Source organism: Streptomyces sp. NPDC033270 (assembly GCF_055576575.1).
Window position 1 is genome coordinate 189,659 of the sequence record NZ_JBVIRA010000013.1, and the last position, 19,971, is coordinate 209,629.

The following is a 19,971-nucleotide window of genomic DNA, read 5'->3' on the forward strand; positions in this document are numbered from 1 at the left end:
GTCGCCGGCAGGCCCATGAGCAGCAGGGCAGCCGTGCTTACGGAGGGTTCGCAGCTAGTGCTCCGCCAGGCCGCTCAACTTTGCCCAGGTGTAGCTGTCCATACTGTCGTGAGGGCCGATCCTGGAGAGTTCCGAGCCGTCGCGCCCCACGGCCACGATGAGCGGTCGAATCCCTACGTGGCCTGTGGACGGGGACTTCCAGACCACGATGAGCCTGCCGTGCCCGGGCACCTCAATCCGTCGGTCACCGAGGAGGAGATGATCCACTTCGGCCGCCACCTGGAGTTCGTTGGATCCGACCCACGGGGCCGCCCCGATGAAGTCCGGATGAAGATGTTGCAGGCGATAGGCATAACTCAGACCACCTGCGCCTCCGCCGAGCTCGATCATGCCAACCTGCCCCGGCTGGCCCGCCACCAGCCTCTCCGCCGGCAGGTCACCATCCGACCTACTGCCACCGCCTGTGTACTGCCACTTCTCACCGCAGCGCTCAATCAGCGCGGTGTGCGTCTCCGCTTTCGGGGAGCCGGGACGCCAGACGAGCCAGACTGCGCCGATACCCGCGTCCAGGTCAACGTCACCCGACACCAGGGTCAGACAGCGGCGAGGCAGCCAACCGGGCTGCGACACCTCGCCGTTGACCACGCGTCGGACCGCCCCCGGCAGAATGGCCTTCATCCAGCGGTCGATACGGCGCATCCGACGCAGCTCCGCGCGAGTGGACATGTACACACGGTACCCAGTGGCGAAGCCCGCGACGACGGAACGCGACCTGGAATCGCACTCGTTCAGGTGAAGTGCAGATAAGCACGGACTGTTGGCGGGCTTCCCGGGGCGAGGATGCCGAGTCGAAGGCCGAGTGGCTGGCGAAGAAGCGGGCCGCCGAGCAGGCCGAGGCCGATGAGTGGTCCGAGCAGTACCGCATGCCGCTGCTGGAGGGCACCGACCGTGCCATTTCCTGGGGTACCCGATGCCGCCACCAGCTCGTCTCTGCCGCCTACGCCACCCTCGTCCTCGAAGGCACCACCAGCGAATCCGAGTGGGAGGCCATCGAGGACGCGGTGCGGCCCCTGACCCGCGCCGGCTGGTGGATCGACCAGCGCGACGCCGACCCCGCCGACCTGCCCGAGCTGCTGGACGCCGCCACCGAGAGCGACCGGCCGAACGAAAACCCCCACTTCTAACCCCCGAAAGGCTCTGCCGTGCATCCGTCCTTCGACTGCCACATACGGCGCTCCGCCGACACCGCAGCACTGCTCACCACGCTCCACGCCCACCGCGAGGAAGGCTTCGAGCCCTACCTCCTCGCCGCCTGGTCGCCAGATCTGCACGCCGCGAACGCGCTCTCCCTCGCGCACCTCGCCCAGCTGCTCGATGAGCCTCTCCACGCGCGCCGGCAGCGCACCGGACGACGGCCGACCCGTCCCGCCTGGCACTGCTCCGTGGTCAACCACACCGGCCGTGGCCTGTCCGACGAGCAGTGGGCGGCCCTGGTGAAGGACATCGTCGCCGCGACGGGGATCGAGCCCGGCGGCGACACGGCCGCCTGCCGGTGGGCCGCGTTGCGCAGGGGCCGCGGCTCGGTCGATCTCGTCGCCAGCGTGATCCGCCAGGACGGGCGCTGGGCCCGGATCCATCAGGACACCTTCCACGCACGCTCCGCATGTGACCACTACGCCGGCGCCCTGACCGCTCAGCTCGCTGCCTGACCCGCCACCAGCTCTTCTTCAGAAAGGAACGCGCCATGTCCCGCATCACCCGATTCCTGTCCCGCTGCATCTCCTCCCTCTACGAGGTGTACGGGCGGGAAGCCGAGATCTACCGCGACCCGACCAGCGGCGCGGTCATCGCCGACTGCCGCAACAACTGCGCCCGCCGGATCTTCCTGGCCTGTGGCTTCGAAAGGACCGCCACCGCCTTCCGCCTGCGTCTGCCTGAAGGGCTGAGTGAGGCGGAGCAGAAGGCCCGTGCCACCCAGGCCGTGGTCCATCTGTTCCATGCGGGCCACTACACCGACATCGCCTCTCACCTCGTGTGCGATTCCACGCTCACCGCCACATGGGCCAAGATCCGCGAGCGCCGCCCCGACCACCCCGGCTGGGCCACCAGCCCGACCACCGACACGCACACGGCGACAAGTACACATACCGCCGCGTCCCGCCGCTCGTAGACCACTCCTTCAACTGCCTCCAGGAGCCCTCGTGATCACCAGAACAACGCGCCGCACCCTGCCGTCCCTCACCGCGCCGCGCACTCCTGGAACTCACCTTGTCGTCCCCACGCACCAGCACGCCCTCGACCACCACCGGTACCGACCTCCTCCTCTACCTCCTGCTCGCCGTCGCCGGGCTCGGCATGGCAGGAGGTTCACTGACCTGGCTGTTCGGCAACCTCACGAACGCCGTCGCCGGCTCCGACCCGTGGGCCGCCTACCGCCCCGAAGAAACGTTGCTCCACCCGGGGCGGGTCTGGCCTCATCTGCCGCAGCCCGCCTTGATCACTGGCTGCTACGTCCTGCCCTCTCTCGTCCTCATAGCCACCGCGGTCGTAGCCGCGAAGGTGTGGCTGCGCTTCCGCAGCAGCCCGTCGGGTCTGGCCACCCGGCGTGACCTGGAGCCGCTGCTGGCGAAGCAGATCGCCGCCAAGGCCATCGACCTGCGCCCCAGCCTGGCGGGCAAGAAGCCCAAGGATGTCGCCCCGGATGACCGGGGTGTCCTGCTGGGCACCTTCGATCCGGGCCAGGCCGAACTCCGCTCCTCCTGGGAGGACGTGATCCTGGCGATCATGGCCCCCCGTTCCGGCAAGACTTCCGGACTGGCCATCCCCGCGATCCTGCGCGCCCCCGGCCCCGTGCTGCTGACCTCGAACAAGGCGGCGCGCGACGCCTACACCGCGACCGTCGACGCCCGCGCTGAGGTCGGGACGGTGTGGACGCTGGATCCGCAGCAGATCGCCCACGCGCCGCAGACCATGTGGTGGGACATCCTCGCCGACGCCCGCGATCTCGCCGGCGCCCGGCGGCTCGCCGGGCACTTCGTCACCGCCTCCGTCGACGAATCCAGCGCGGGCGACTTCTGGTCCACGGCCGCCGCCAACACCCTCACCGCATTCTTCCTGGCCGCCGCCCAAGCCCGACGCCCCATCACGGACGTCCTGACCTGGCTGGCCTCGCCGGCCGACCGCACGGCAATCGATCTGCTCCAGGATGCCGGGTTCGACGCGGTCGCCGCCCAACTCCAAGGCACCGTGGCCGGCGCCGTCGAAACCCGCGACGGCATCTTCGAAACCGCCCGCCAGTACGCCAGCTGCCTGCTCGACCCCGGCATCGCCGCCTGGGTCACTCCACCCAACAGCCTGGAGAAGGTACGGGAGTTCAAGCCGGAGGCGTTCGCGACCAGCAAGGACACCTTGTACCTGCTGTCGAAGGACGGGGGCGGCTCCGCCTCGGCGATCATCGCCGCAGCCGCCGACGCCGTCATGCGCACCGCCGTCATCCAGGCCGAACGCGATGGCGGACGTCTGGATGCTCCGCTGCTGGCGATCCTGGACGAGGCCGCCAACGTGTGCAAGATCGCCGACCTGCCGGACCTGTACTCGCATCTCGGCTCCCGCGGCGTCATCCCGATGACGATCCTGCAGTCCTACCAGCAGGGCGTGCGGGTCTGGGGCCAGTCCGGCATGGACGCCCTGCTCTCCGCCGCGACGATCAAGGTGATCGGCTCGGGCATGGACGACGCCGACTTCGCCGACAAGATCTCGCGCCTCGGCGGTGAGCACGACGTGCGCACGGTCTCGGTCTCCACCGGCGAGTCGGGCAAGTCCACCTCGGTCTCGATGCGCCAGGAGCGCGTGCTCCCACTGGACGTGCTCCGCGCGATGCCCAAGGGCACCGCCGTGTTGATGGCCACCGGGATCCGCCTCGCGCGCATCGACCTCAAGCCCTGGTACAAGGGCCAGGGCGCCAAAAAGTTGGGCGCTGCGTCCGCCAAGGCCACGGCCGCGATCAGCGAGCGCGCTGCCGCCAAGGCGCTGCGCCAGGACGACTTCACTCCCGCGGCATAACCGGCCCCGCGCAACTCCGCACCCGGGCGAGACCGCGCGGCGCGGCCCTCGCGCCGCCCGCGCCCGACCCGCTTGCCAGCCTTCGCCTTCTTCACGAGGTGCTCTCCCATGCCACACCCCGCACCGTCCTGGGCTCCCCTCAGCCAATCCGAGCGGCTGGCCGACGCTCCCGTCGTACGCCGCGCCGGCCGCTGGTGGATCGTCTCCCCGGCCGGAACCATGCTCGCCACGGACCCCGCCTTCACAGGCGAACTGGACCGCTTCGCCACCGACATGGCCGCCGCCAACCGCGCGGTCGCAGATCTATACAACGGACATGACGCTTCCGGCACTGTCGTATGTGAGGTCCGGCGGTGACACCGCTCGTCCACGCCGAGCAGGCCGTCCTGGGCGCGGCCTTCCTGGCCCCCGGCCAGCTCGACCAGCTCTCCCCCTGGCTGCGGCCAGAGCACTTCTCCCGCCCGGCACACACAACCCTCTACGCCGCGATGCTCAAGCTCCGATCCGACGACCACCCTGCTGCGAAGTCGCAGGGTGCGAGTCCCGTGCCGATGTCGTGGATGACCGACACGGTCGCCGAGGCGAGCAAGCACACCCGGGGGCTCACCGCCTCCTACGCGCATGCGCTGGTGGCGGCCTGTCCGCGGCCTGAGCACGCGGTGGTCTACGGACGAATGGTGCTGGAAGGTGCCATCCACCGCCGTGTCGCCCAGCACGCCACACGACTACATCAGGCCGCCCGCGCTGATGCGATCCGCGGCGGCGTAGAAGAAACGGTGCACCACGCCCAAGTCCTTTCCGACGTGCTGGCCGATCTCGCACGCCGCTGGGGCGGCGAGCCCCGGCCCGTAGCACCACCGGTGTCGCCCCCGCCCCCTCCCGTTCATCCACAGGCGGTGGATGAACAGCTCCTGGCCGATGAGGAGTTCCTCCTCGGGTGTCTCAGTGCGCGTCCTCACAAGCTGGACGAGGTGGTGGGCTGGCTCCATCCCGGTGACTTCGCCGATGCCGGCCATCAGCAGATCTACCGGTCCCTGGGCGCGCTCCACCATCGGGGCGAGCCCATCGACCAGCTGACCGTGCTGTGGGAGACCCAACGCCGCGGCGCCCTGGCCGACCGGACCCTCGATGGCGAACGAGTGCTGCGGATCTGCGACCCCTCGGCGTTCGCAGGGTCGGCGGAGTACGTCGGCGAGCAGGTCGTGCGAGCCTCCCTCGTGCGGACGGCAGCCGCCTCGGCCCGGCAGGTGCGGGCGCTGGCCGACGACGAGTCGCTGGCACCGGGGCGACTGATCGGCTACGCCCTCCACGCACTCGGTCCGCTGGAGGAAGTCCGCCGCCGCTGGCGCATCGCCACCGGAACCCAGGCCGAGCCGAGCCCCGCCGCCGACCAAACGGCCGCCGACCCACCTGCTGCCCGCATCGAAGCGGCCCGATCCCGCAGCCGCCCTCACCTCCCAAACGCCGCCCCTACCGCGGCATCCACCGCGACCTGGCGTCCCGCTGTCCTCGACCGTCCTCACCGCCGGAGTCCGTCATGACCGATCACACTGGCCGCGCCGGCCTGGAGCGAGAAGAGCTGTACGCCGTTGCCTACGAGTTCGACGAGCTGCGCACCGAAATCAGCGTTCCCGGGGCACCGAGCGGGCTTCCCAATCTCACGACCGCATCCAAGCAGCTGGCCACCCTGGCGGGATTGACCAGGGACTTGTCGGAGGCCGTCCGGTACAGCGCGGAAAACGACTCCCCCGAGCTCGACCTCGGACTGGTCATCGACGCCTACACCTCGGCCTCCGTGCCCGCCGGGCGCGCCATGGAGAACTACACCCAGGCATACGCCCAGCTCGGATTCCTGCGCCGCTTCGCCAAAGCCCCCACCACCGCAGACCTTCGGGACGTCCGACTGGCCGCATTCGGCGTCTTCCAAGAGCGGATGATCTACGTCCGCGACGATCTGAAGGAAGCCGCCAACACGCTGCGGGGCTCAGCCGACCGCATCGACGGCACTCCGCCACGCATCCTGGCCGCACTGAGTCGCTCAGCCCGCCCGACGAACTCGATCTACCAGATCCCTCCAGAGCACAACGCCCCCGCACCCACGCCCACCCGGCTCGCCGACACCCCCGCGCCCCGCCATGCCCGCTGACCTGACGGTGCCGTCGGCCGCGCCATTGATCGGGAGCCTGTGCTCCGGATACGGCGGCCTGGACCTGGGCGTCCAGGTCGCCCTGGGCGGCGGCACGCTTGCCTGGCACGCCGAGATCGATGCGGGGGCGTCACGGATCCTGTCTCGCCACTGGTCGACCGTGCCCAACCTCGGAGACATCACGACCGTCAACTGGGCTGACGTCCCCGGAGTGTGCGTCCTGACGGCCGGTTTCCCTTGTCAAAGACGTCTCGGTCGCCGGCCGCCGCGCCGGACTGGCTGACGGCACCCGGTCCGGCCTGTGGCACCACGTCGTCCGTGCCATCGACGCCCTCAACCCGTGCCTGGTGGTGATCGAGAATGTCCGAGGACTCCTGTCCTCCCCCGCCGGTTCCCCTGGCGACGTGGAACCCTGCCCGTGGTGTCTGGGAGACGGCACAGGCCAGCCTGCTGTGCGCGCACTCGGTGCCGTACTTGGATCCCTGGCCGACCTCCGGTTCGATGCACGCTGGTGCGTGCTTCGCGCCTCCGACGTCGGAGCCCCGCACCGACGCGAACGGATCTTCCTTGCCGCCTGGCCCTCCGGGCGAACCGCCGCTGCTCAAGACACCCACGAGCAACCTGGCGACCAACGGCGGCAGCCAGCACCCGGCGAAACGCAAGGAGGGCGGCCACGGCCCGAACCTGGCGGACGAGGTCGAGTGGCTCCTAGCCACACCCGTGGCCTCCGACGAGGTCAAGGGCTCACCGAACGTGCCCGTCTCCCCAGCAGCCTGGATGTCACACCCATACGGTGCGGGGCGCATGCTTACCAGGCGGGAACGGAATGGCCCCGTCAGCGACGCGTCGCTGTCGAAGGTGCTGTCGCTGTTCGCGGATCCGGCGGACGCGGAGACCGCTCTGGGGTCTGGGGGCCGTACGGCGCCGCCGTCGCCCGATGGGAGAAGATCACCCGTCCCGTCCCGTGCCGCGGCCGACCGATGACGCGGGCCGCCTGAGCCCGCTGTTCGTGGAGTGGATGCAGGGCCTTGATCCCGGGTGGGTGACCGCCACGCCAGGGCTCGGACGTCCTGCCCAACTGGCCGCCTTGGGCAATGGTGTTGTGCCACAACAGGCCGCCCGCGCCCTGCAGATCCTCGCCCCACCCCGTCCGACGTTCTGCCACCACACACCGCTCTGAGCTGCGCCTTCTACACCAGATTTCCGGCATGGCCAAACCGTGCTTTCTCCGGAACCTCGATGCCCCACACGTTCACGCCAAGGGGTATCGATGTCTGAACCCGCTCACGAGAGCGAGCCGGTACGCATACCGGACCACGACCTGGACGACCTCGTCGCCACCGTCACAGAGCTCGTCACGGAGAGCCGCAAGCAGGGCGAGACACTCGCCCGGCTCACCGACGAACAGCCGCCCCAGCAGGACGGCGAACACGACGAGCCCGGTCGCGCGGAAGACGCCACGCCGGCCTCCGCCCCGGAGGGCAGCGATGCTGCTGCCACCGGGGCGGAGGGGCCGTCCTCCGTCTTCATCCTCGCGCTCGACGGCAAGGCGTACGCCGAGGAACTCGCCGCACTGACCACCTGGGTGCATCATCTTCTCCTGCCGGTCTACGGGCGGGAGATCACCACCGGCCGGCCGTGGTGCCAGCAGTGGCACGAGCACCCTGAGGCCGTGGCCCGGCTGCACGCCCTGTGGCTGGCCTGGCAGCAGCTCACCGACGTCAACGCCGGCCTGGCCGGACCCTCCACCTGGCACCGCGACCACCTCGACCCGGCCCTGCTGCAACTCCGCACACCGGACGGTCCCTTCGGTGCGTGCACCACCAGCCCGGCCCGGCCCAACCACCGCCTGCTGGCCTCGCCCGAGCCCGCCGGAGTCTGACATGGCCGACTTCCACGCCCCGGCACCGGACTACCGGATCGACGGCTACAAGGCCGCCACCGAACTGATCGAGGACGACTTCTTCTCGGTCACGCTCTCGGACGACATGCTCGTGCCTCTCGCCGAGCACCACAGCGCCGATGGCCGCGACACCTACCTGCTGCTGTACGACCGGGCCGCGATCTGGGGCATCCCCGGCATGGCGGAGTACATCTCGCTCCACATCACGCGGGATGTCGACCAGCGAACGTTCGACTTCGAGTACGAGAACCACCCTGTCATTCCGCTGGCGCAGAACTGGCTCATCCGCCAGGGCTGCCCGGCCGAATCGGCGGAGCTTTCCAAGAACCACGGGCCCCGGCCGGCCGACGCTCTCACGGCCCGGCTTGAGGATCTGCTCAAGGCCAATCCAGGCGACCGGTACAAGGTCATCGACCACTACTCCGACAACCCGTGTTCCTTCGACTTCGGCACCGAGGTGCGGACCCTCGTCCACGACAGCCACCCCGATTCCGCAAGCGCTCCGGATCGGCTCTTCCTCGAAGAGACCACCAAGGACTTCCGGTCCTACACGGTGCGGGAAGGAGCCTTCGCCACCGCCGAAGCCGCGGACACCTGGGCCATGGAACGGGACTCACCGTTCCCCCTGGCACCGACGCCACAAGGCACGCTCGGCCGTCGGGCAGAAGCTGCTCGCGCCCGCTCGACGGTCAAAGCCGGCAGCCTCGCCGTAGCCCCCGCTCCCGTCGCGCCACCTCGATCGGCGGCTGCGCCTGTACGTCCGCGTCGGAGCGCGCCGTGAGCCGGGCCCGGTACGCCTTCGCGGCCCACCCCGAGGCCCTCGCCGACTTGCGATCCGTCCCGGAAGAGATCCGCGACCTGGCCCTGCTGGAACTGCAGCACCTGGTCCACGGCAACGAGCGCGGAGCCGCCCTGCACCGTGAACTGGCGGGCTGCCACAAGGTCTACGTCGATCCGGAGACCCGGTGGCGGCTGGTCATCCAGTACCGGGACGCCCCGGCCTCCTCCCAGCACAAGAGGGAGATCTACCTCCTGGCCGTCGGCGAGCGCCAGGACCAGGCCGCCTACCGCACCGCAGCCCGCCGACTGGAGCGCGAACGGGAGGCATCCGCCGCCGCGCAGCCTCTCGGACGTCGCGCTCAGGCAGCTAGGGCCCGCTCCCCGCACTCGGCCACGGCTCCCCAGGCACGGTCCGCGGCACTGCGCACCACGGCAACGTCACCCCGCTCCGCCCCACTGGATCCACCCGCGTCCGCTGAACGCTCTGCGCGCTCGCGCTGACAGCCCCCGCCCGACTTCCGGAGAACTCGACATGTCCGACCACCGCATATCGGCGCACGACGCCGCGCTCGTCAGCAAGGCGATTGACCGCCTCGCTCCCCGCTGGACGACCTGGACGCTGCAGACCGTCGCGCAGCACGGCCAGATGCGCTTCACGAAGATCGCCGCGGCGCTGCCGTGGCTCAGCACCCAGAACACGCAGCAGATCCTGCGGCGAATACACGCCAACGGCCTGCTGGACCGACCGGGGCACGGGGTCTACGAAGTCTCCCCCTGGGGCCAGAATGCGCACAGCGCGTACCGCACGCTCGCTTCCTGGCACCGCACACACTCCAGTGAAAGCGGCCCGGCGATCGCCGAAGCGGAGCGCACGGAGGACGCACTGCGCCAGCTGCGCGGCGAGGGGGCTGTCGAGATCCTCCATGCCCTCTCGGAACAGGGCCCCCTTCCACACGGCGAACTGCGGAAGGCGACGGGACTCGCCACGGGCACCTTTCACTACCGCCTCCAGCAGCTCCAGGAGTATCAACTCCTGGCCCGCACCGGCCCCTCGTTCCGCGCCGCGTACGCCCTGACCCCGGCAACCCAGGCACTCGAGCCGATCTACGCGGAGCTGGCCGCCTTCGAGTCGATGGCTCCCCCCGTCGCCGTGCAGCGCAACCCCGCCGTACTGACAGCGGCCCGCACGACGAGAGCCAACGCGGCCGTACAGCGAACCCCCTCAGCCTTCCCGGGGTTGTTCTCCCACGCCCCAGCACCCCCAGCCACCTGTCCCGACACACATCACGGCGCTCTCCCACCCCTCACGGACCAGGTGATCGACATGCCCGCCGCCAGACCCCGCCGTCACACCGGCGCCCGCACACGTTCCCGTGCGAGCTGCGCGGGCGCCCGCTCACCCCCTCCGGAGCCGTTCTCATGCCCACCACCGACCCGGATGTCGACGTCCTGATCGCCCCCGTCTACCTCGCCGGCCCCGGCACCGGTCAAGTCGTCTTCAACACCCTTGATTCCGCGGCAGGCTGGACCAAGACCGTGGCCTTCGACAGCGACACGTACTACACCAGCCCCTGCCAGCGTGTACGCATCGCCAACGCGGTGGAGAGCCACTACGGCGGCTGGACGATCTCGTATGCCGAGGACCCGCTCGGCGTACCGGACTGGATCACCACCTTCGACCGAGACACCCCCCAAGAGATCGTGGCGGCCTTCACGGACACGCTCGTCGCCGGGCTGCCGAACAACTTCGCCGACTACCTCAGCGGCGGCGAGCACCACACCGGGCACACGCCCGCCACCGTGCTCACCAATCATCAGTGGGAGGCCGTCCGTGGCACGCGGCCGTTCCGCACGGTGTCGCCCGACGGCCACGCCGCCTTCCGGATACGCAGCGGCTGGCTCCACGAGTACGACGAGCTACTCGACCCGGCGAAGTCGACCTGGCGGATGTCCGCCGGCCCCGACCCCATCGCCGCGCCGAGCTGGCAGGCGTACTTCAGCCGGGGCACCCCTGAGCACCTCATGACCGCCGCGGCCAAAGCCCTGACCGACCCAAGGCCAGTCGTCCGCTCAGCATTTCTCCTTCCCGACCGCCACCGCTCCCTGGTCAAGACCCAGCCCCTGCACCCCGAGCAGGCGCGGTCACGCAGCACGGCTGCGCTGGCCCGCAGTTCGCCCACCCACGCGATGCACCAACTCCAGCTCCCACCAGCCGCATCCACTCCCACGCCGCCCGTCATCGCCGGCTCGCGCCGTCAGCGCTAACCCCCACACCGCACCCGGAGATCCGAACCATGCCCGCCCACGCTCCCGACGGGGACTTCTACGTTTCCCCGGTCTACCTCGCCGGCAGCACCTTCACCGGTGATCCCGCCCTCCAGCCGCTCCTCGACCAGGGGTTCCACCTCCACCACGACGAGCTGGCGAACGTCTACGTCACCTCGCCCGAACAGCACATCCGGCTCGGCTACCTCCCCGAAGGCGAAGACACCACCCTGTGGAAGATCGCGGTGCACTCCGACCCGTTCGGCCCGCCCCGCTGGCTGGCCACCTTCGACAACAGCACGCCCACGGAACTCGTCACCGCCTTCACCACCGCCCTCGCCCACGACTACGCGCAGGGCCACGACACCTACCTCTACGGCAGCACCGGCAGGGACCGCGGCTTCCAGCCGCTCGTCGAGGCCGGCTGGCGCACCGACAAAGGGCCGCACCTCAGCGTCTCCGTCGCACCCGACCGCCTGGCGGAAATGAACCACGTCCGAGGGACGCTGGATCATCAGGCCGAACTGTCCGGCTACCAGTACCGCTGGAGCACCAGTGGCGGACGCGACGGCTACCGCTCCAGCTGGCATGCGACGTTCACCACCCACACCCCCTCGCACCTGATCGCTGCCACCGCCACCGCCCTCGCCGACCCCGCCCCGGTGCCCCGGTACGAGGCCGAGATCCCCAAGCGCAACCTCTCCGCGGCCCACGTGACGCCGGTGCCCCCACCAGTACCGACTCCGCTCGACGTCCGCCGCGCAACGGCCGCACGTGCCCGCTCGGCCGGTCATCGTGCCCTCGCCCACGCTCCGGCGAAGGCGATGGCGACGGCCTCCAGCAGGCCGAGCGCCGCGCTGCCGACACGCGCCTCCCGTCGCCGATGACCTCCTCCACCGCCTTCCCGAAAGGCCCTCCCATGCCGCACCCCAACCGCGCGAACGCTCCGGACAGCCGCACGTCCCGGACGCCTGACTCCGGCCCCTGGGCCATGGACGACGAACTCGGTCACCGCCTGCGTGCCGCCGTGCATGCCCTGCTCGACTCCCTGCCCCACCAACGACTTGGAACTGAACTTCTCCGACGCGCTCGTCGGCGGCGGCGAGGTTGTCTGCGACCTGAGCGAACTCCACCCGTCCAGGGCGCCCTTGATCGAGGCAGACGCCCTGCGGCTCGTCGCCGGCACCGCGGGTCTCCGAACGCCCTCGCTGTTCTCCCCGGCAACGCCGCACGTGATCGCGAACATCGACGCTCAGCCACTCGAAGTGCAGCGGGCCCTCGTGGAACGAGCCGCCGAACGATTCGCGAACCACGACGAGCACGTCCCCAACCACCCGCTCGCTGCCGTTTCGCGGTCGCCACACCACCCCCTCTCCAGCTACGCCAACCCCAAGTTCCCCACCCACCTCTACGCCTCGTCCGGACGAGTACAACCACCGCCGATCTCGCTGATCAGCCATCCCTCACCACAGACTTCGGGAGTCATCCGTGCCTGTCACATCCGACCTCACCGCCGCCGATGCCCTGATCAGCGCCGCCTGGGCGCACCCCGTAGACGAGCTGTACGACTACCTCCGCGAAGGCAGCGCCCACGACCCAGCACTCGTCGCAGTACTGCGGGTGCGAACGGCGCTCGTCATCAACGACAGCGACGTCACCGTGCACCGGGAACGGATACACAGCCTCACCCGCTAGGGCCACGTCCCGCTCCACCACGACCTCCAGCAGCTCAGCTCCTCATCGGCCGAGCTGCGGCAAGCCCACGCTGCGAACCAGGCCCGCCTCCACGCCATCCGCTCCATCATCGACGCCTACCCCGAAGGGCACCTTGCCCAAGGACTCGCACGGTCCCTGGACCGCTCCGCGGCCGTGCACGCCGAGGCAGCACGCGCACGGTCGTCCACGCCGACACCAGTGCCACCCGCCGACACTCAGAACACCGGCCACACGGCGAATGCCGGAACGCACAACGAGATGCGCTCGCCCCGCCGTTAGACGGCGCCGGCCGCACCCTACCGGCCTGTGCCAGGCTCGCCCGTGGCTCCGGCGCCGACCAGCTGCGCCAGCTCGTCCACGGTCAGCTCGATCCGTCTGCCGTCGACCATGCGGGCCCGGCCCAGGGACGCAGCCTCCGCATCATCGACCGCCTCGGCGTACGTACGGATCTCTTCGCTCTCCAACTCCACCTCCTACAGCGATCGGTCGCCCCCGGAACAGCCCCGCGGGCGACCGATCCATTCCCCCTTACGCGGACATCGGCGGCCGGCCCCTTGCCAGTTCGCCGACGGCAGACGCTCACCGCCGGACAGGACTGGAGACCCCCTCCCAAACCATGTCAACGTACGTACGCCGCAGAAAACGGCAGGTCAACGAAGGGATTGCTGCTCGTGACGCTCACCGCTACCGCCCCGTTCCAAGCTCCCGCCGCGCTTCCGTTCGCCGCCCTCGACGAGCGTGAGTGGCTGCTCGACTGCCACTGCGCAGGCCCCGTCACCGACCTCCTCAAGAACCAGAGGTGGGACGTCGTCTCCGACCCGGACTGCAACGTCCACTGCTCCAGCCCCGACCAACGCGTGTACGTGGGATTCCTCCCCGAGAGCCCGGCAGCGACGCGCGGCGAGCTGTGGCACATCCACGTCAAGGGGACGAACGGCACAACCACCTGGCACCAGAGCTTCGGGCCGGACACCCCGGCGCAGGCCGTCGCCGGATTCCTCGCCGCCCTCATCTCCTCCCCCAGCCGCTACTGCACTTGCATCTGACCAGGAGATCGCCTCATGCCCCGCCACTCGATCACCGTGACCGCCTATCACGCCGACGGCACCATCTGCCCGTCCGGCCACCGGCACACCACCGGCGGCAGCCCCCTCACCGAGGGATGTACCGGACGGGAGCGATTCCTCGCGACCTGCAGCTGCAAGCAGTGGACCAGCGGCCCCTCATCCACCAAGACCTACGCCGCCGAGCAGGGCAGACGCCACCGCTCCGACCAGCTCCCGGCGAAATCCGCCCCGCCGTCGAAGGGACCTCCCGTAGTGCGCGAGTTCCTTCGCTTCGACGCAGAGGACTGACCAGACTCCCTGCACGCTTCGCCCGTTCCCCCTCCCCGCTCACTCTTCCTCCCCGAGGCCGCCTTGTCGCACAAGATCACCGTCCGCCAACTGATCCACCAGCTCCAGACCATCGACCCCGACCTTCCTGCCTACCTGGCCATCAACCCCGATTGGCCCTACGCCCACTACGTCGGCCGCATCGTCGAAGTCCCCGGCCCCAACGGCGCCGTGTACCTCGCCGAAAACGGCCAGGAGGGCGTACTCCCTCCCTCAGTCCGCACCGAGCTGGGCTGGGCGGACGTGTGAACTACCTCCCCCCTGCGCGTCTCACGGCGAACGCGATCGACCCGGACCCGTACCTGGACCTCAGCGATCTAACCCGCCGCCCTATGCCCGCGTCGGCACGCGGCGCTCTCCTGGCCTCCGTCCTCCCTCGGCCCACCGAGCCGATCCGCGCCATGTGGGCCAGCCACCCGGAACCCGAACCGCTCCCGCCCGGCACCATCCTGCTGAGCTGGAAGCCCGGCCGCGACGGCGGTATGGACGTCACCGCCCGCCTCGGGTTGGCCGCGGCCACCGTCCTCCTCGCCACCTGGCCCAGCCTCCACGGCAACTGGACACCCATCGTCCACCCCACGCTGTACGAGGTCACCGGTCTTCACGCCGCGCTGACCGTGGCCACCGACGCCTTGCACCTCGCCAACCACCTGGCATCTCCCTAAAGAGCCAGCACCACCACTACTGCAGAGGGCTGCTCCACGCCTGGGGCAGCCCTCTGCGCTCGAAGCGACGGCAGCTTCAAGGGCGACAGGACACCACGTCACCACCCCGTCCCAGGTCACGCATTCACCCTGCCGCGTGTACATGCCAGGCTGTCAACGTTCGCGGCATCAGATCAGAGCACAGGCTTCACTCCGGGCGGGGTTCAGCGAGATAGGTTCCAGCCAAGGTGCCGTCGTACCCCGCAGCCTGTGCTGCGTCCTCCAAGCTCGGGTAATCCTGGCCGATGCCTTCGCCGATCATCGCCATGTAGTCCGCACGGGTCAGCTCGCGCTCGACCCACTGGTGTGCGCAGCGGCAGCGGATGCTGATCTCGTTGCGGTCGCAGATGACCATCCAGTCGCGTCGGGCGCCGCACTGGGGGCACATGACGGTGATCCCGGTGATACGGATTTCCTCGGGGTGCGTGGTGGCGCGCAGACCGATATTCGCGCCAGCAGGCTGCGTCTCCTGCTGGAGCCGCAGCAGCGGGTCATCGCCGGATGCCGTCTCCGGCAGCAGGGTTCTCGGGTCCTGAAGGTTCTCGCTGAGCATCCGCATCATCTCCATGTCTCTCTTCAACCAGCCATAACCGGCATGGCTGCCGGTGTCCAGCCCTTTGCTGTGCTGGTCAACGCCTTGCCCCTCGGGCACGGGGAGCGCTGGGATTCGTCCGGGCGGCGGTCTCGGATGCCTTCTGCTTCGGTGTCGGGGGGTGCTGCTGGGACGTTCGCAAGCTCGCCCGGGTGCGGGGCGAGTCAGCGGTGGCGGGCAGGTTCCCCAGGCGCCGCAGTCGCCAAACGAGGACGTCGGTGACGCTGTCGGCGGTGTCCAGTTCGCGCCATGCGATGGCCTGCTGGAGTAGCACGTCGGGGTCGTGTCCCGCTCGCTCGGCCTGGTCCAAGGTGGCGGCCAGTGCATCCCAGCCGGGTTCGCGCAAGACATGGTCCGCGTGCTGGGGCAGGGCGGCTTCGAGAGCCCCGATGTGCCGCTGGCGAACGGGTTCGGGGAGGCGGCGGCCGTGCTCGCGCATGGCCGTCATGGGGGTGGCAGCAGCGGTCCGGTAGGCGGCACGCAGGTGCTGGGCGGCTTGTTGGGCTGCGGCGGCCTGTTGGGCGTGGCCGCGGGCGGAGTGCCAGCGGGCGGCGGCGATGGTGGCGAGGACCATCGTGGACAGGAGCATCGCAGTGGTGCCGCCGTCCTCGCCCTTGCCCAGGGCGTTGCCCGCGCGGACGATACCGCGGGCCGCGGAGCGGATGGCGCGGTTGTCGGCGCGTTCGGCGCGGATGTGGGAACGGGTGGCGCGTTCGAAGGCGCGGGCGGCCTCGCCGAGTTCCTTGCAGGTCGAGGCCGGCGAGGTCTGGGCGACCGCGTCGAGCAGCTCGCCGACGCCAACCAGTTGTGCGGCGGCGTCAGCATCGTCGTCTCCGCTCAGTGCCGAAGCCGCTCGCTCGGCGGGAGCGGCTGCCTCACGCCGGGCGCGGGCTGGACGTGGGGCTCGTTCGCCGGGGCGGTCGGTGGCGGATGCGCCACTGTGGGGCAGTCCTGTGTCGAGGCGCTGGCGGATCTTGGGGAGGGAGAGGTCGAGGGCGAGCTTTGAGCCGGGGAACCAGATGGGGTCGCCGTGGCGGTTGCGGTCGCCGGGGAGGGCGACCTTGTAGCCGAGGGTGTCGCCGGAGGGGGCGAGGCGTTTTTCGATGCGGAGGCCCGCCTCGGCGAGGCGGCGGAAGAACTCCTCCTCGCTCGCGGCTCCAGCCAGGGCCTGGCGGACGCGCTCGCGCAGGGTCTCGCGGGGTGTCTCCGTGCGCCCGGCGCGCTCGGCTTTTGAGCGTTCGGCGCTGGTGGGCCGTTGGGCGGCGGTGCGGTCTCCTTCATTGAGGATCTGCAGGCCGAACTCGGCTTCGATCTTGCGGCACTCGGCCTGGGCGCGGATGCCGTCCTCGTGGCGGCGCGGGCTGCGCCCGTCCTCGCGCTTGAGGGTGGCGACGATGTGGATGTGGTCGTCGGCATGCCGTACGGCGATCCAACGGCACGCCTTGTCGTCACCGTCTTCGGCGATGCCGGTGGCGTGCACGATGCGTCGGGCGACCTCGGCCCACTCGGCGTCGGTGAGGTGGCGGTCGCCGGGCGAGGTGCGTACGGGGCAGTGCCACACGTGCCGGGCCGGTCGTCGGTGCTTGGGCAGGGCGAGGACGGGCAGGTCGAGCCGGTCGGTGAGCTGCTTGAGCGTGGCCGCCGGGTCACGTCCCGGGTCGGGCGCGAGTTCTGGCATCCAGGCGGCGACCAGGTGCGGGTCGGTGTGCTCGTCCCTGCGCCCTGGGCCGTAGAGGTAGTTGAGCAGTCCGTAGGTGCGGCTGCCGGTGGAAATGTCGGGCACCATCGTCAGCGCCGCGCGATCTCGATGGCAGCGTCTTCAACGCGCACGGCGGCCCGCAGGACCCGGGCCACCGCCTCGTCTACGTGGTCGACGTGGCCGCCGGAGTTGAGGATGCGGGCGATCTGGTTGAGGTTGTTGCCGACGCGGGCGAGCTGGGCGCTGGCAACCATCAGTTCTTCCACCTGCCCGCGCTGGTCCAACAGCCACGCCTTGGAACCACCTTGGGCCTGGGCGACCGCGACCGCGGCATCAGCGAGGAACCCGGCGGTCTTCAGGCCGGCGGCTTCGGCGGCGCGGGTAACGGTGTCGAGTTCGTCTCGGGTCAGGCGGACACTGCGGACTTGGTCGCGGTGCACGCTCTGACGCAGACGAGGACGCGTTCGTGGCGCGGCGGGCGCGTTCGGTTCCCCTCCCGGCTGCGGTCCGCCCTCGGTCGCAGCGCCAGAGCCCGGCACCCCCTGGTGCCGGGCCTCCCCCGCTCCCTCCGGGGCGGGGGCAAGCCCGTCCGAAACTCCTCCGCTGCCAGGGGCTGCGGAGGAGTTTCGGAAGGTACAGCTTGCTCGGCCTCGTGCCGGGCAGTGGTCCTGCTGCAGGTCAGGGGTGGTGTCGGACAGTTCGGAGGCGGTCATCGGGGCGTCTCCGCGGTGCGCCCGCGTACGTCGCTGAGGATCTCGGCGACGTAGTCGAGCGCGAGGACCGGATGGTGGAGGGTTCGGGGTGTGCTTGCCGGGGTTCGCTGGACGGTCCAGCTGCCGTCGGGTCCGGGTTCGGCGCGGTGGAGGTGTCCATGGTCGCGAAGCACGGTGATCCAGGCGTCGACCTCGGCGTGGGTGGCTGATGTGGTGCGCATCGTGGTGCCTCCGCTGTGTGGAGAAGTCGATGGTGTGGTGCGCCAGGGCGGGTGCCCCGGGGTACGGATGGGCTGGGGCGCCCGCTCGGCGCGGCTCGCCCGGTCAGCCCGTCCGGGTGGCCGAGCCGTCGTTGGCCTCGGCGCGGAGCTGGTGCATCAGGCCGGTCAGCCGGTCGTTGGCGAGCGGGAGGTTCTGTCCGCGTATGGCCTCGGCAACAACCTGGCGGGTGATCTTGCCCGCCTCGGTGACCGCCTGGCGGGCGATCAGCAGGAGGTTGTCGGTCACCGGGTCGATGTCCGGGGTGTCGTTGTCCGAGGTCTCCGGAGCAATGACCGGATAGGTCTCCAGCTCTGCAGCGGGCGGGGCGGCCAAGTGGAGGCGGGCGAGCGAGGCGGATCTGGTCGCCGGGGGTCCGACCAGGTCAGTGCTTCGCCCTTCGCGCTCCATCTTGGTCAGACCATCCTGATGTCCGGACGGGACACTCGAGGCAGCCGTCTCCCGAGTGTCCTGACCGACGGTGACCGCCGCGCGGTTGGTATCCGGAGCAAACAGCTCAGCCGAATGCCCAGAGGTGACCGAGGGCGGTTGGTGGTAGACCTGGCCGACGGGGCTGGCCCGGAAATCAGCGGTCGCCTGGTCACTCCGGACACTGGCGGTATCCGAGTGCCCGGGGACAGGGGACTCGAAGCCCCGCCGGGCGATCAAGATGTACAGGTGAACGGCTCCGGCCAAGGCGAGCGGGGCGAGGGTGGACAGGATGCCGACGGTGACATCGCCGAGACGAAGCTCCGAGCCTTGTGACTGCTGTTGGTTGAGGCGCACGGCGTGCAAGGCATTTGCCCAGATGCTCGCGGCCGTCGCGGTGCCGAACAACGTCCAGACGTAGCAGCGGGCGGCGAGCGGCGCGGTACGCAGGACCAGGAGCCCGCGCACTCCGTAGGCGATGAATCCGTCGATCACCAGGGGAAATACATAGGTGAGGAATCCGCGGATGTGGATGGCGGTGGCCATCTGTTGCAGGGCGTCGTAGGAGAGGGCGCATCCAGCGCCGCCGAGGGTGACGATGGCGGCCCGGTCCCAGCCGGTGATCCGAGCCGGCAGCGGCGCGATGTGGTTCACGCAGCCTTCCCAAGCGTGTCGCAGGAAGGGGATTTCGTCGTGGGTTGCGTCAGCACCACGGTCTTGCTCTTGGGCCTTCCCTTGCCCTTGTTCGGCTGCTTCTGCTGGTCGACCGCGCGGTTGCGGACCTGGCGACGTGTGTTGCGGTAGAGCTTCTGGGCGTGTTCCTCGGTGACCTTGAGCAGCCGTGCGAGCCGTTCCGCTGGGGTGCCGGCCTGGTGTGCGGCGCGAACAACGGCTTCACGTTCAGCCTGGGTGAGGTGGACGTCGCGACCGGCCAGGACGGCGTTGACGCGGACGTAGTTGAGGCGGTGCTGGAGCTTGCTGTGCAGAGGGGCTCGCTCCTCTTCGGTCATGCCGCCCCGGATGCCGTCGCGGTCACCGCCTTCGAGGGCGGAGTCGAGGCAGGTGCTACGGACGGGGCACTGTGCGCACAGCGCCTTGGCGGCGCGTATGCGGTCCATCTCGTCCGGCTCAGGGAAGAAGAGGTCCGGGTCGACCTGGTGGTGAGTGGTGGAGCGGCAGGCGGCGCGGTCATGCCAGGTGTGGTCACCAAGGATGCGCGGCGTCAGGTTCTCAGTGCTGTGCATGGGTGTCTCCATTGGCCCCGGGGGCGCCTTTGGGCAGGCGCGGGGCAGGCGGTGGTGCGTGAAGGA

General features: G+C 70.0%; 27 protein-coding genes. 19 read left to right on the forward strand and 8 right to left on the reverse strand.

The window, feature by feature from the left end; translation table 11 throughout:
- Positions 1 to 54: 54 nt before the first annotated feature.
- Positions 55 to 726, reverse strand: a complete 672-nt coding sequence (locus ACZ5XZ_RS20085; protein WP_468979767.1) for a hypothetical protein — start codon at positions 724 to 726, stop codon at positions 55 to 57.
- Positions 727 to 797: 71 nt separating this feature from the next.
- Between ACZ5XZ_RS20085 and ACZ5XZ_RS20090 the strand changes: the two genes are divergently transcribed.
- The 15 genes from ACZ5XZ_RS20090 to ACZ5XZ_RS20160 all read left to right on the forward strand — a co-directional run bounded on the left by ACZ5XZ_RS20090 (position 798) and on the right by ACZ5XZ_RS20160 (position 12,851).
- Entirely contained in the window at positions 798 to 1,184 is a 387-nt protein-coding gene (locus ACZ5XZ_RS20090; RefSeq protein WP_468979769.1) for a hypothetical protein, read from the forward strand.
- 18 nt (positions 1,185 to 1,202) lie between these two features.
- On the forward strand, positions 1,203 to 1,709 hold the full coding sequence (locus tag ACZ5XZ_RS20095) for a hypothetical protein (protein WP_468979772.1): 507 nt from the start codon (positions 1,203 to 1,205) through the stop codon (positions 1,707 to 1,709).
- Positions 1,710 to 1,744: 35 nt separating this feature from the next.
- Positions 1,745 to 2,170: a hypothetical protein gene (locus tag ACZ5XZ_RS20100; RefSeq protein WP_468979774.1), complete on the forward strand. Its 426-nt coding sequence runs from the start codon at positions 1,745 to 1,747 to the stop codon at positions 2,168 to 2,170.
- A 98-nt stretch (positions 2,171 to 2,268) separates the two neighbouring features.
- On the forward strand, positions 2,269 to 4,062 hold the full coding sequence (locus ACZ5XZ_RS20105; protein ID WP_468979775.1) for a type IV secretory system conjugative DNA transfer family protein: 1,794 nt from the start codon (positions 2,269 to 2,271) through the stop codon (positions 4,060 to 4,062).
- A 353-nt stretch (positions 4,063 to 4,415) separates the two neighbouring features.
- Positions 4,416 to 5,603, forward strand: a complete 1,188-nt coding sequence (locus tag ACZ5XZ_RS20110) for a DnaB-like helicase N-terminal domain-containing protein (protein WP_468979778.1) — start codon at positions 4,416 to 4,418, stop codon at positions 5,601 to 5,603.
- Complete coding sequence (locus ACZ5XZ_RS20115; protein ID WP_468979780.1) at positions 5,600 to 6,208, forward strand: hypothetical protein; 609 nt, start codon at positions 5,600 to 5,602, stop codon at positions 6,206 to 6,208. Before ACZ5XZ_RS20110 ends, ACZ5XZ_RS20115 begins: the two co-directional genes overlap by 4 nt.
- Entirely contained in the window at positions 6,198 to 6,491 is a 294-nt protein-coding gene (locus tag ACZ5XZ_RS20120; RefSeq protein WP_468979783.1) for a DNA cytosine methyltransferase, read from the forward strand. The genes ACZ5XZ_RS20115 and ACZ5XZ_RS20120 overlap by 11 nt, the downstream gene beginning before the upstream one ends.
- A gap of 16 nt (positions 6,492 to 6,507) precedes the next feature.
- Positions 6,508 to 7,206, forward strand: a complete 699-nt coding sequence (locus ACZ5XZ_RS20125) for a DNA cytosine methyltransferase (RefSeq protein ID WP_468979849.1) — start codon at positions 6,508 to 6,510, stop codon at positions 7,204 to 7,206.
- A gap of 272 nt (positions 7,207 to 7,478) precedes the next feature.
- Positions 7,479 to 8,090: a DUF4913 domain-containing protein gene (locus tag ACZ5XZ_RS20130; protein ID WP_468979784.1), complete on the forward strand. Its 612-nt coding sequence runs from the start codon at positions 7,479 to 7,481 to the stop codon at positions 8,088 to 8,090.
- A 1-nt stretch (position 8,091) separates the two neighbouring features.
- Positions 8,092 to 8,892 (forward strand): hypothetical protein, encoded by an 801-nt coding sequence (locus ACZ5XZ_RS20135; protein ID WP_468979786.1) that lies wholly within the window; start codon positions 8,092 to 8,094, stop codon positions 8,890 to 8,892.
- Positions 8,889 to 9,392, forward strand: a complete 504-nt coding sequence (locus ACZ5XZ_RS20140; protein ID WP_468979787.1) for a type II toxin-antitoxin system RelE family toxin — start codon at positions 8,889 to 8,891, stop codon at positions 9,390 to 9,392. The genes ACZ5XZ_RS20135 and ACZ5XZ_RS20140 overlap by 4 nt, the downstream gene beginning before the upstream one ends.
- Before the next feature lie 31 nt (positions 9,393 to 9,423).
- A complete protein-coding gene (locus ACZ5XZ_RS20145; RefSeq protein WP_468979789.1) occupies positions 9,424 to 10,344 on the forward strand; it encodes a winged helix-turn-helix transcriptional regulator in 921 nt (306 codons plus the stop codon).
- Positions 10,311 to 11,156 carry an SPDY domain-containing protein gene (locus ACZ5XZ_RS20150; protein ID WP_468979792.1) on the forward strand — a complete coding sequence of 282 codons (846 nt, stop codon included), beginning with the start codon at positions 10,311 to 10,313 and terminating at the stop codon, positions 11,154 to 11,156. The genes ACZ5XZ_RS20145 and ACZ5XZ_RS20150 overlap by 34 nt, the downstream gene beginning before the upstream one ends.
- 29 nt (positions 11,157 to 11,185) lie before the next feature.
- Entirely contained in the window at positions 11,186 to 12,043 is an 858-nt protein-coding gene (locus ACZ5XZ_RS20155; RefSeq protein ID WP_468979795.1) for an SPDY domain-containing protein, read from the forward strand.
- A 601-nt stretch (positions 12,044 to 12,644) separates the two neighbouring features.
- The gene (locus tag ACZ5XZ_RS20160) at positions 12,645 to 12,851 is read left to right on the forward strand and encodes a hypothetical protein (protein ID WP_468979796.1); all 207 of its coding nucleotides are present in this window, start codon (positions 12,645 to 12,647) and stop codon (positions 12,849 to 12,851) included.
- Positions 12,852 to 13,168: 317 nt separating this feature from the next.
- Here the strand turns inward: ACZ5XZ_RS20160 and ACZ5XZ_RS20165 are convergent, their stop codons facing one another.
- Positions 13,169 to 13,336 carry a hypothetical protein gene (locus ACZ5XZ_RS20165; RefSeq protein ID WP_468979797.1) on the reverse strand — a complete coding sequence of 56 codons (168 nt, stop codon included), beginning with the start codon at positions 13,334 to 13,336 and terminating at the stop codon, positions 13,169 to 13,171.
- 207 nt (positions 13,337 to 13,543) lie between these two features.
- Here ACZ5XZ_RS20165 and ACZ5XZ_RS20170 point away from each other — a divergent pair, with 207 nt between their 5' ends.
- The 4 genes from ACZ5XZ_RS20170 (at position 13,544) to ACZ5XZ_RS20185 (ending at position 14,931) form a co-directional block, all read left to right on the forward strand.
- The gene (locus ACZ5XZ_RS20170; RefSeq protein WP_468979800.1) at positions 13,544 to 13,918 is read left to right on the forward strand and encodes an SPDY domain-containing protein; all 375 of its coding nucleotides are present in this window, start codon (positions 13,544 to 13,546) and stop codon (positions 13,916 to 13,918) included.
- Between the two features lie 15 nt (positions 13,919 to 13,933).
- A complete protein-coding gene (locus ACZ5XZ_RS20175) occupies positions 13,934 to 14,227 on the forward strand; it encodes a hypothetical protein (protein ID WP_468979801.1) in 294 nt (97 codons plus the stop codon).
- Between the two features lie 63 nt (positions 14,228 to 14,290).
- Entirely contained in the window at positions 14,291 to 14,515 is a 225-nt protein-coding gene (locus ACZ5XZ_RS20180; RefSeq protein WP_468979803.1) for a hypothetical protein, read from the forward strand.
- An 83-nt stretch (positions 14,516 to 14,598) separates the two neighbouring features.
- Positions 14,599 to 14,931 carry an esterase gene (locus ACZ5XZ_RS20185; protein WP_468979806.1) on the forward strand — a complete coding sequence of 111 codons (333 nt, stop codon included), beginning with the start codon at positions 14,599 to 14,601 and terminating at the stop codon, positions 14,929 to 14,931.
- Positions 14,932 to 15,118: 187 nt separating this feature from the next.
- Here the strand turns inward: ACZ5XZ_RS20185 and ACZ5XZ_RS20190 are convergent, their stop codons facing one another.
- The 6 genes from ACZ5XZ_RS20190 to ACZ5XZ_RS20215 all read right to left on the reverse strand — a co-directional run bounded on the left by ACZ5XZ_RS20190 (position 15,119) and on the right by ACZ5XZ_RS20215 (position 19,905).
- Positions 15,119 to 15,538 carry a hypothetical protein gene (locus ACZ5XZ_RS20190; protein ID WP_468979808.1) on the reverse strand — a complete coding sequence of 140 codons (420 nt, stop codon included), beginning with the start codon at positions 15,536 to 15,538 and terminating at the stop codon, positions 15,119 to 15,121.
- Positions 15,539 to 15,599: 61 nt separating this feature from the next.
- Positions 15,600 to 17,348, reverse strand: coding sequence for a relaxase/mobilization nuclease domain-containing protein (locus ACZ5XZ_RS20195; protein WP_468979810.1), 1,749 nt, complete (start codon positions 17,346 to 17,348; stop codon positions 15,600 to 15,602).
- Positions 17,349 to 17,350: 2 nt separating this feature from the next.
- On the reverse strand, positions 17,351 to 17,701 hold the full coding sequence (locus ACZ5XZ_RS20200; protein ID WP_468979811.1) for a plasmid mobilization protein: 351 nt from the start codon (positions 17,699 to 17,701) through the stop codon (positions 17,351 to 17,353).
- A 269-nt stretch (positions 17,702 to 17,970) separates the two neighbouring features.
- Positions 17,971 to 18,195 (reverse strand): hypothetical protein, encoded by a 225-nt coding sequence (locus ACZ5XZ_RS20205; protein ID WP_468979814.1) that lies wholly within the window; start codon positions 18,193 to 18,195, stop codon positions 17,971 to 17,973.
- Between the two features lie 103 nt (positions 18,196 to 18,298).
- The gene (locus tag ACZ5XZ_RS20210) at positions 18,299 to 19,315 is read right to left on the reverse strand and encodes a DUF2637 domain-containing protein (RefSeq protein WP_468979817.1); all 1,017 of its coding nucleotides are present in this window, start codon (positions 19,313 to 19,315) and stop codon (positions 18,299 to 18,301) included.
- The gene (locus ACZ5XZ_RS20215; RefSeq protein ID WP_430975257.1) at positions 19,312 to 19,905 is read right to left on the reverse strand and encodes a WhiB family transcriptional regulator; all 594 of its coding nucleotides are present in this window, start codon (positions 19,903 to 19,905) and stop codon (positions 19,312 to 19,314) included. Before ACZ5XZ_RS20215 ends, ACZ5XZ_RS20210 begins: the two co-directional genes overlap by 4 nt.
- Between the last annotated feature and the right edge of the window lie 66 nt (positions 19,906 to 19,971).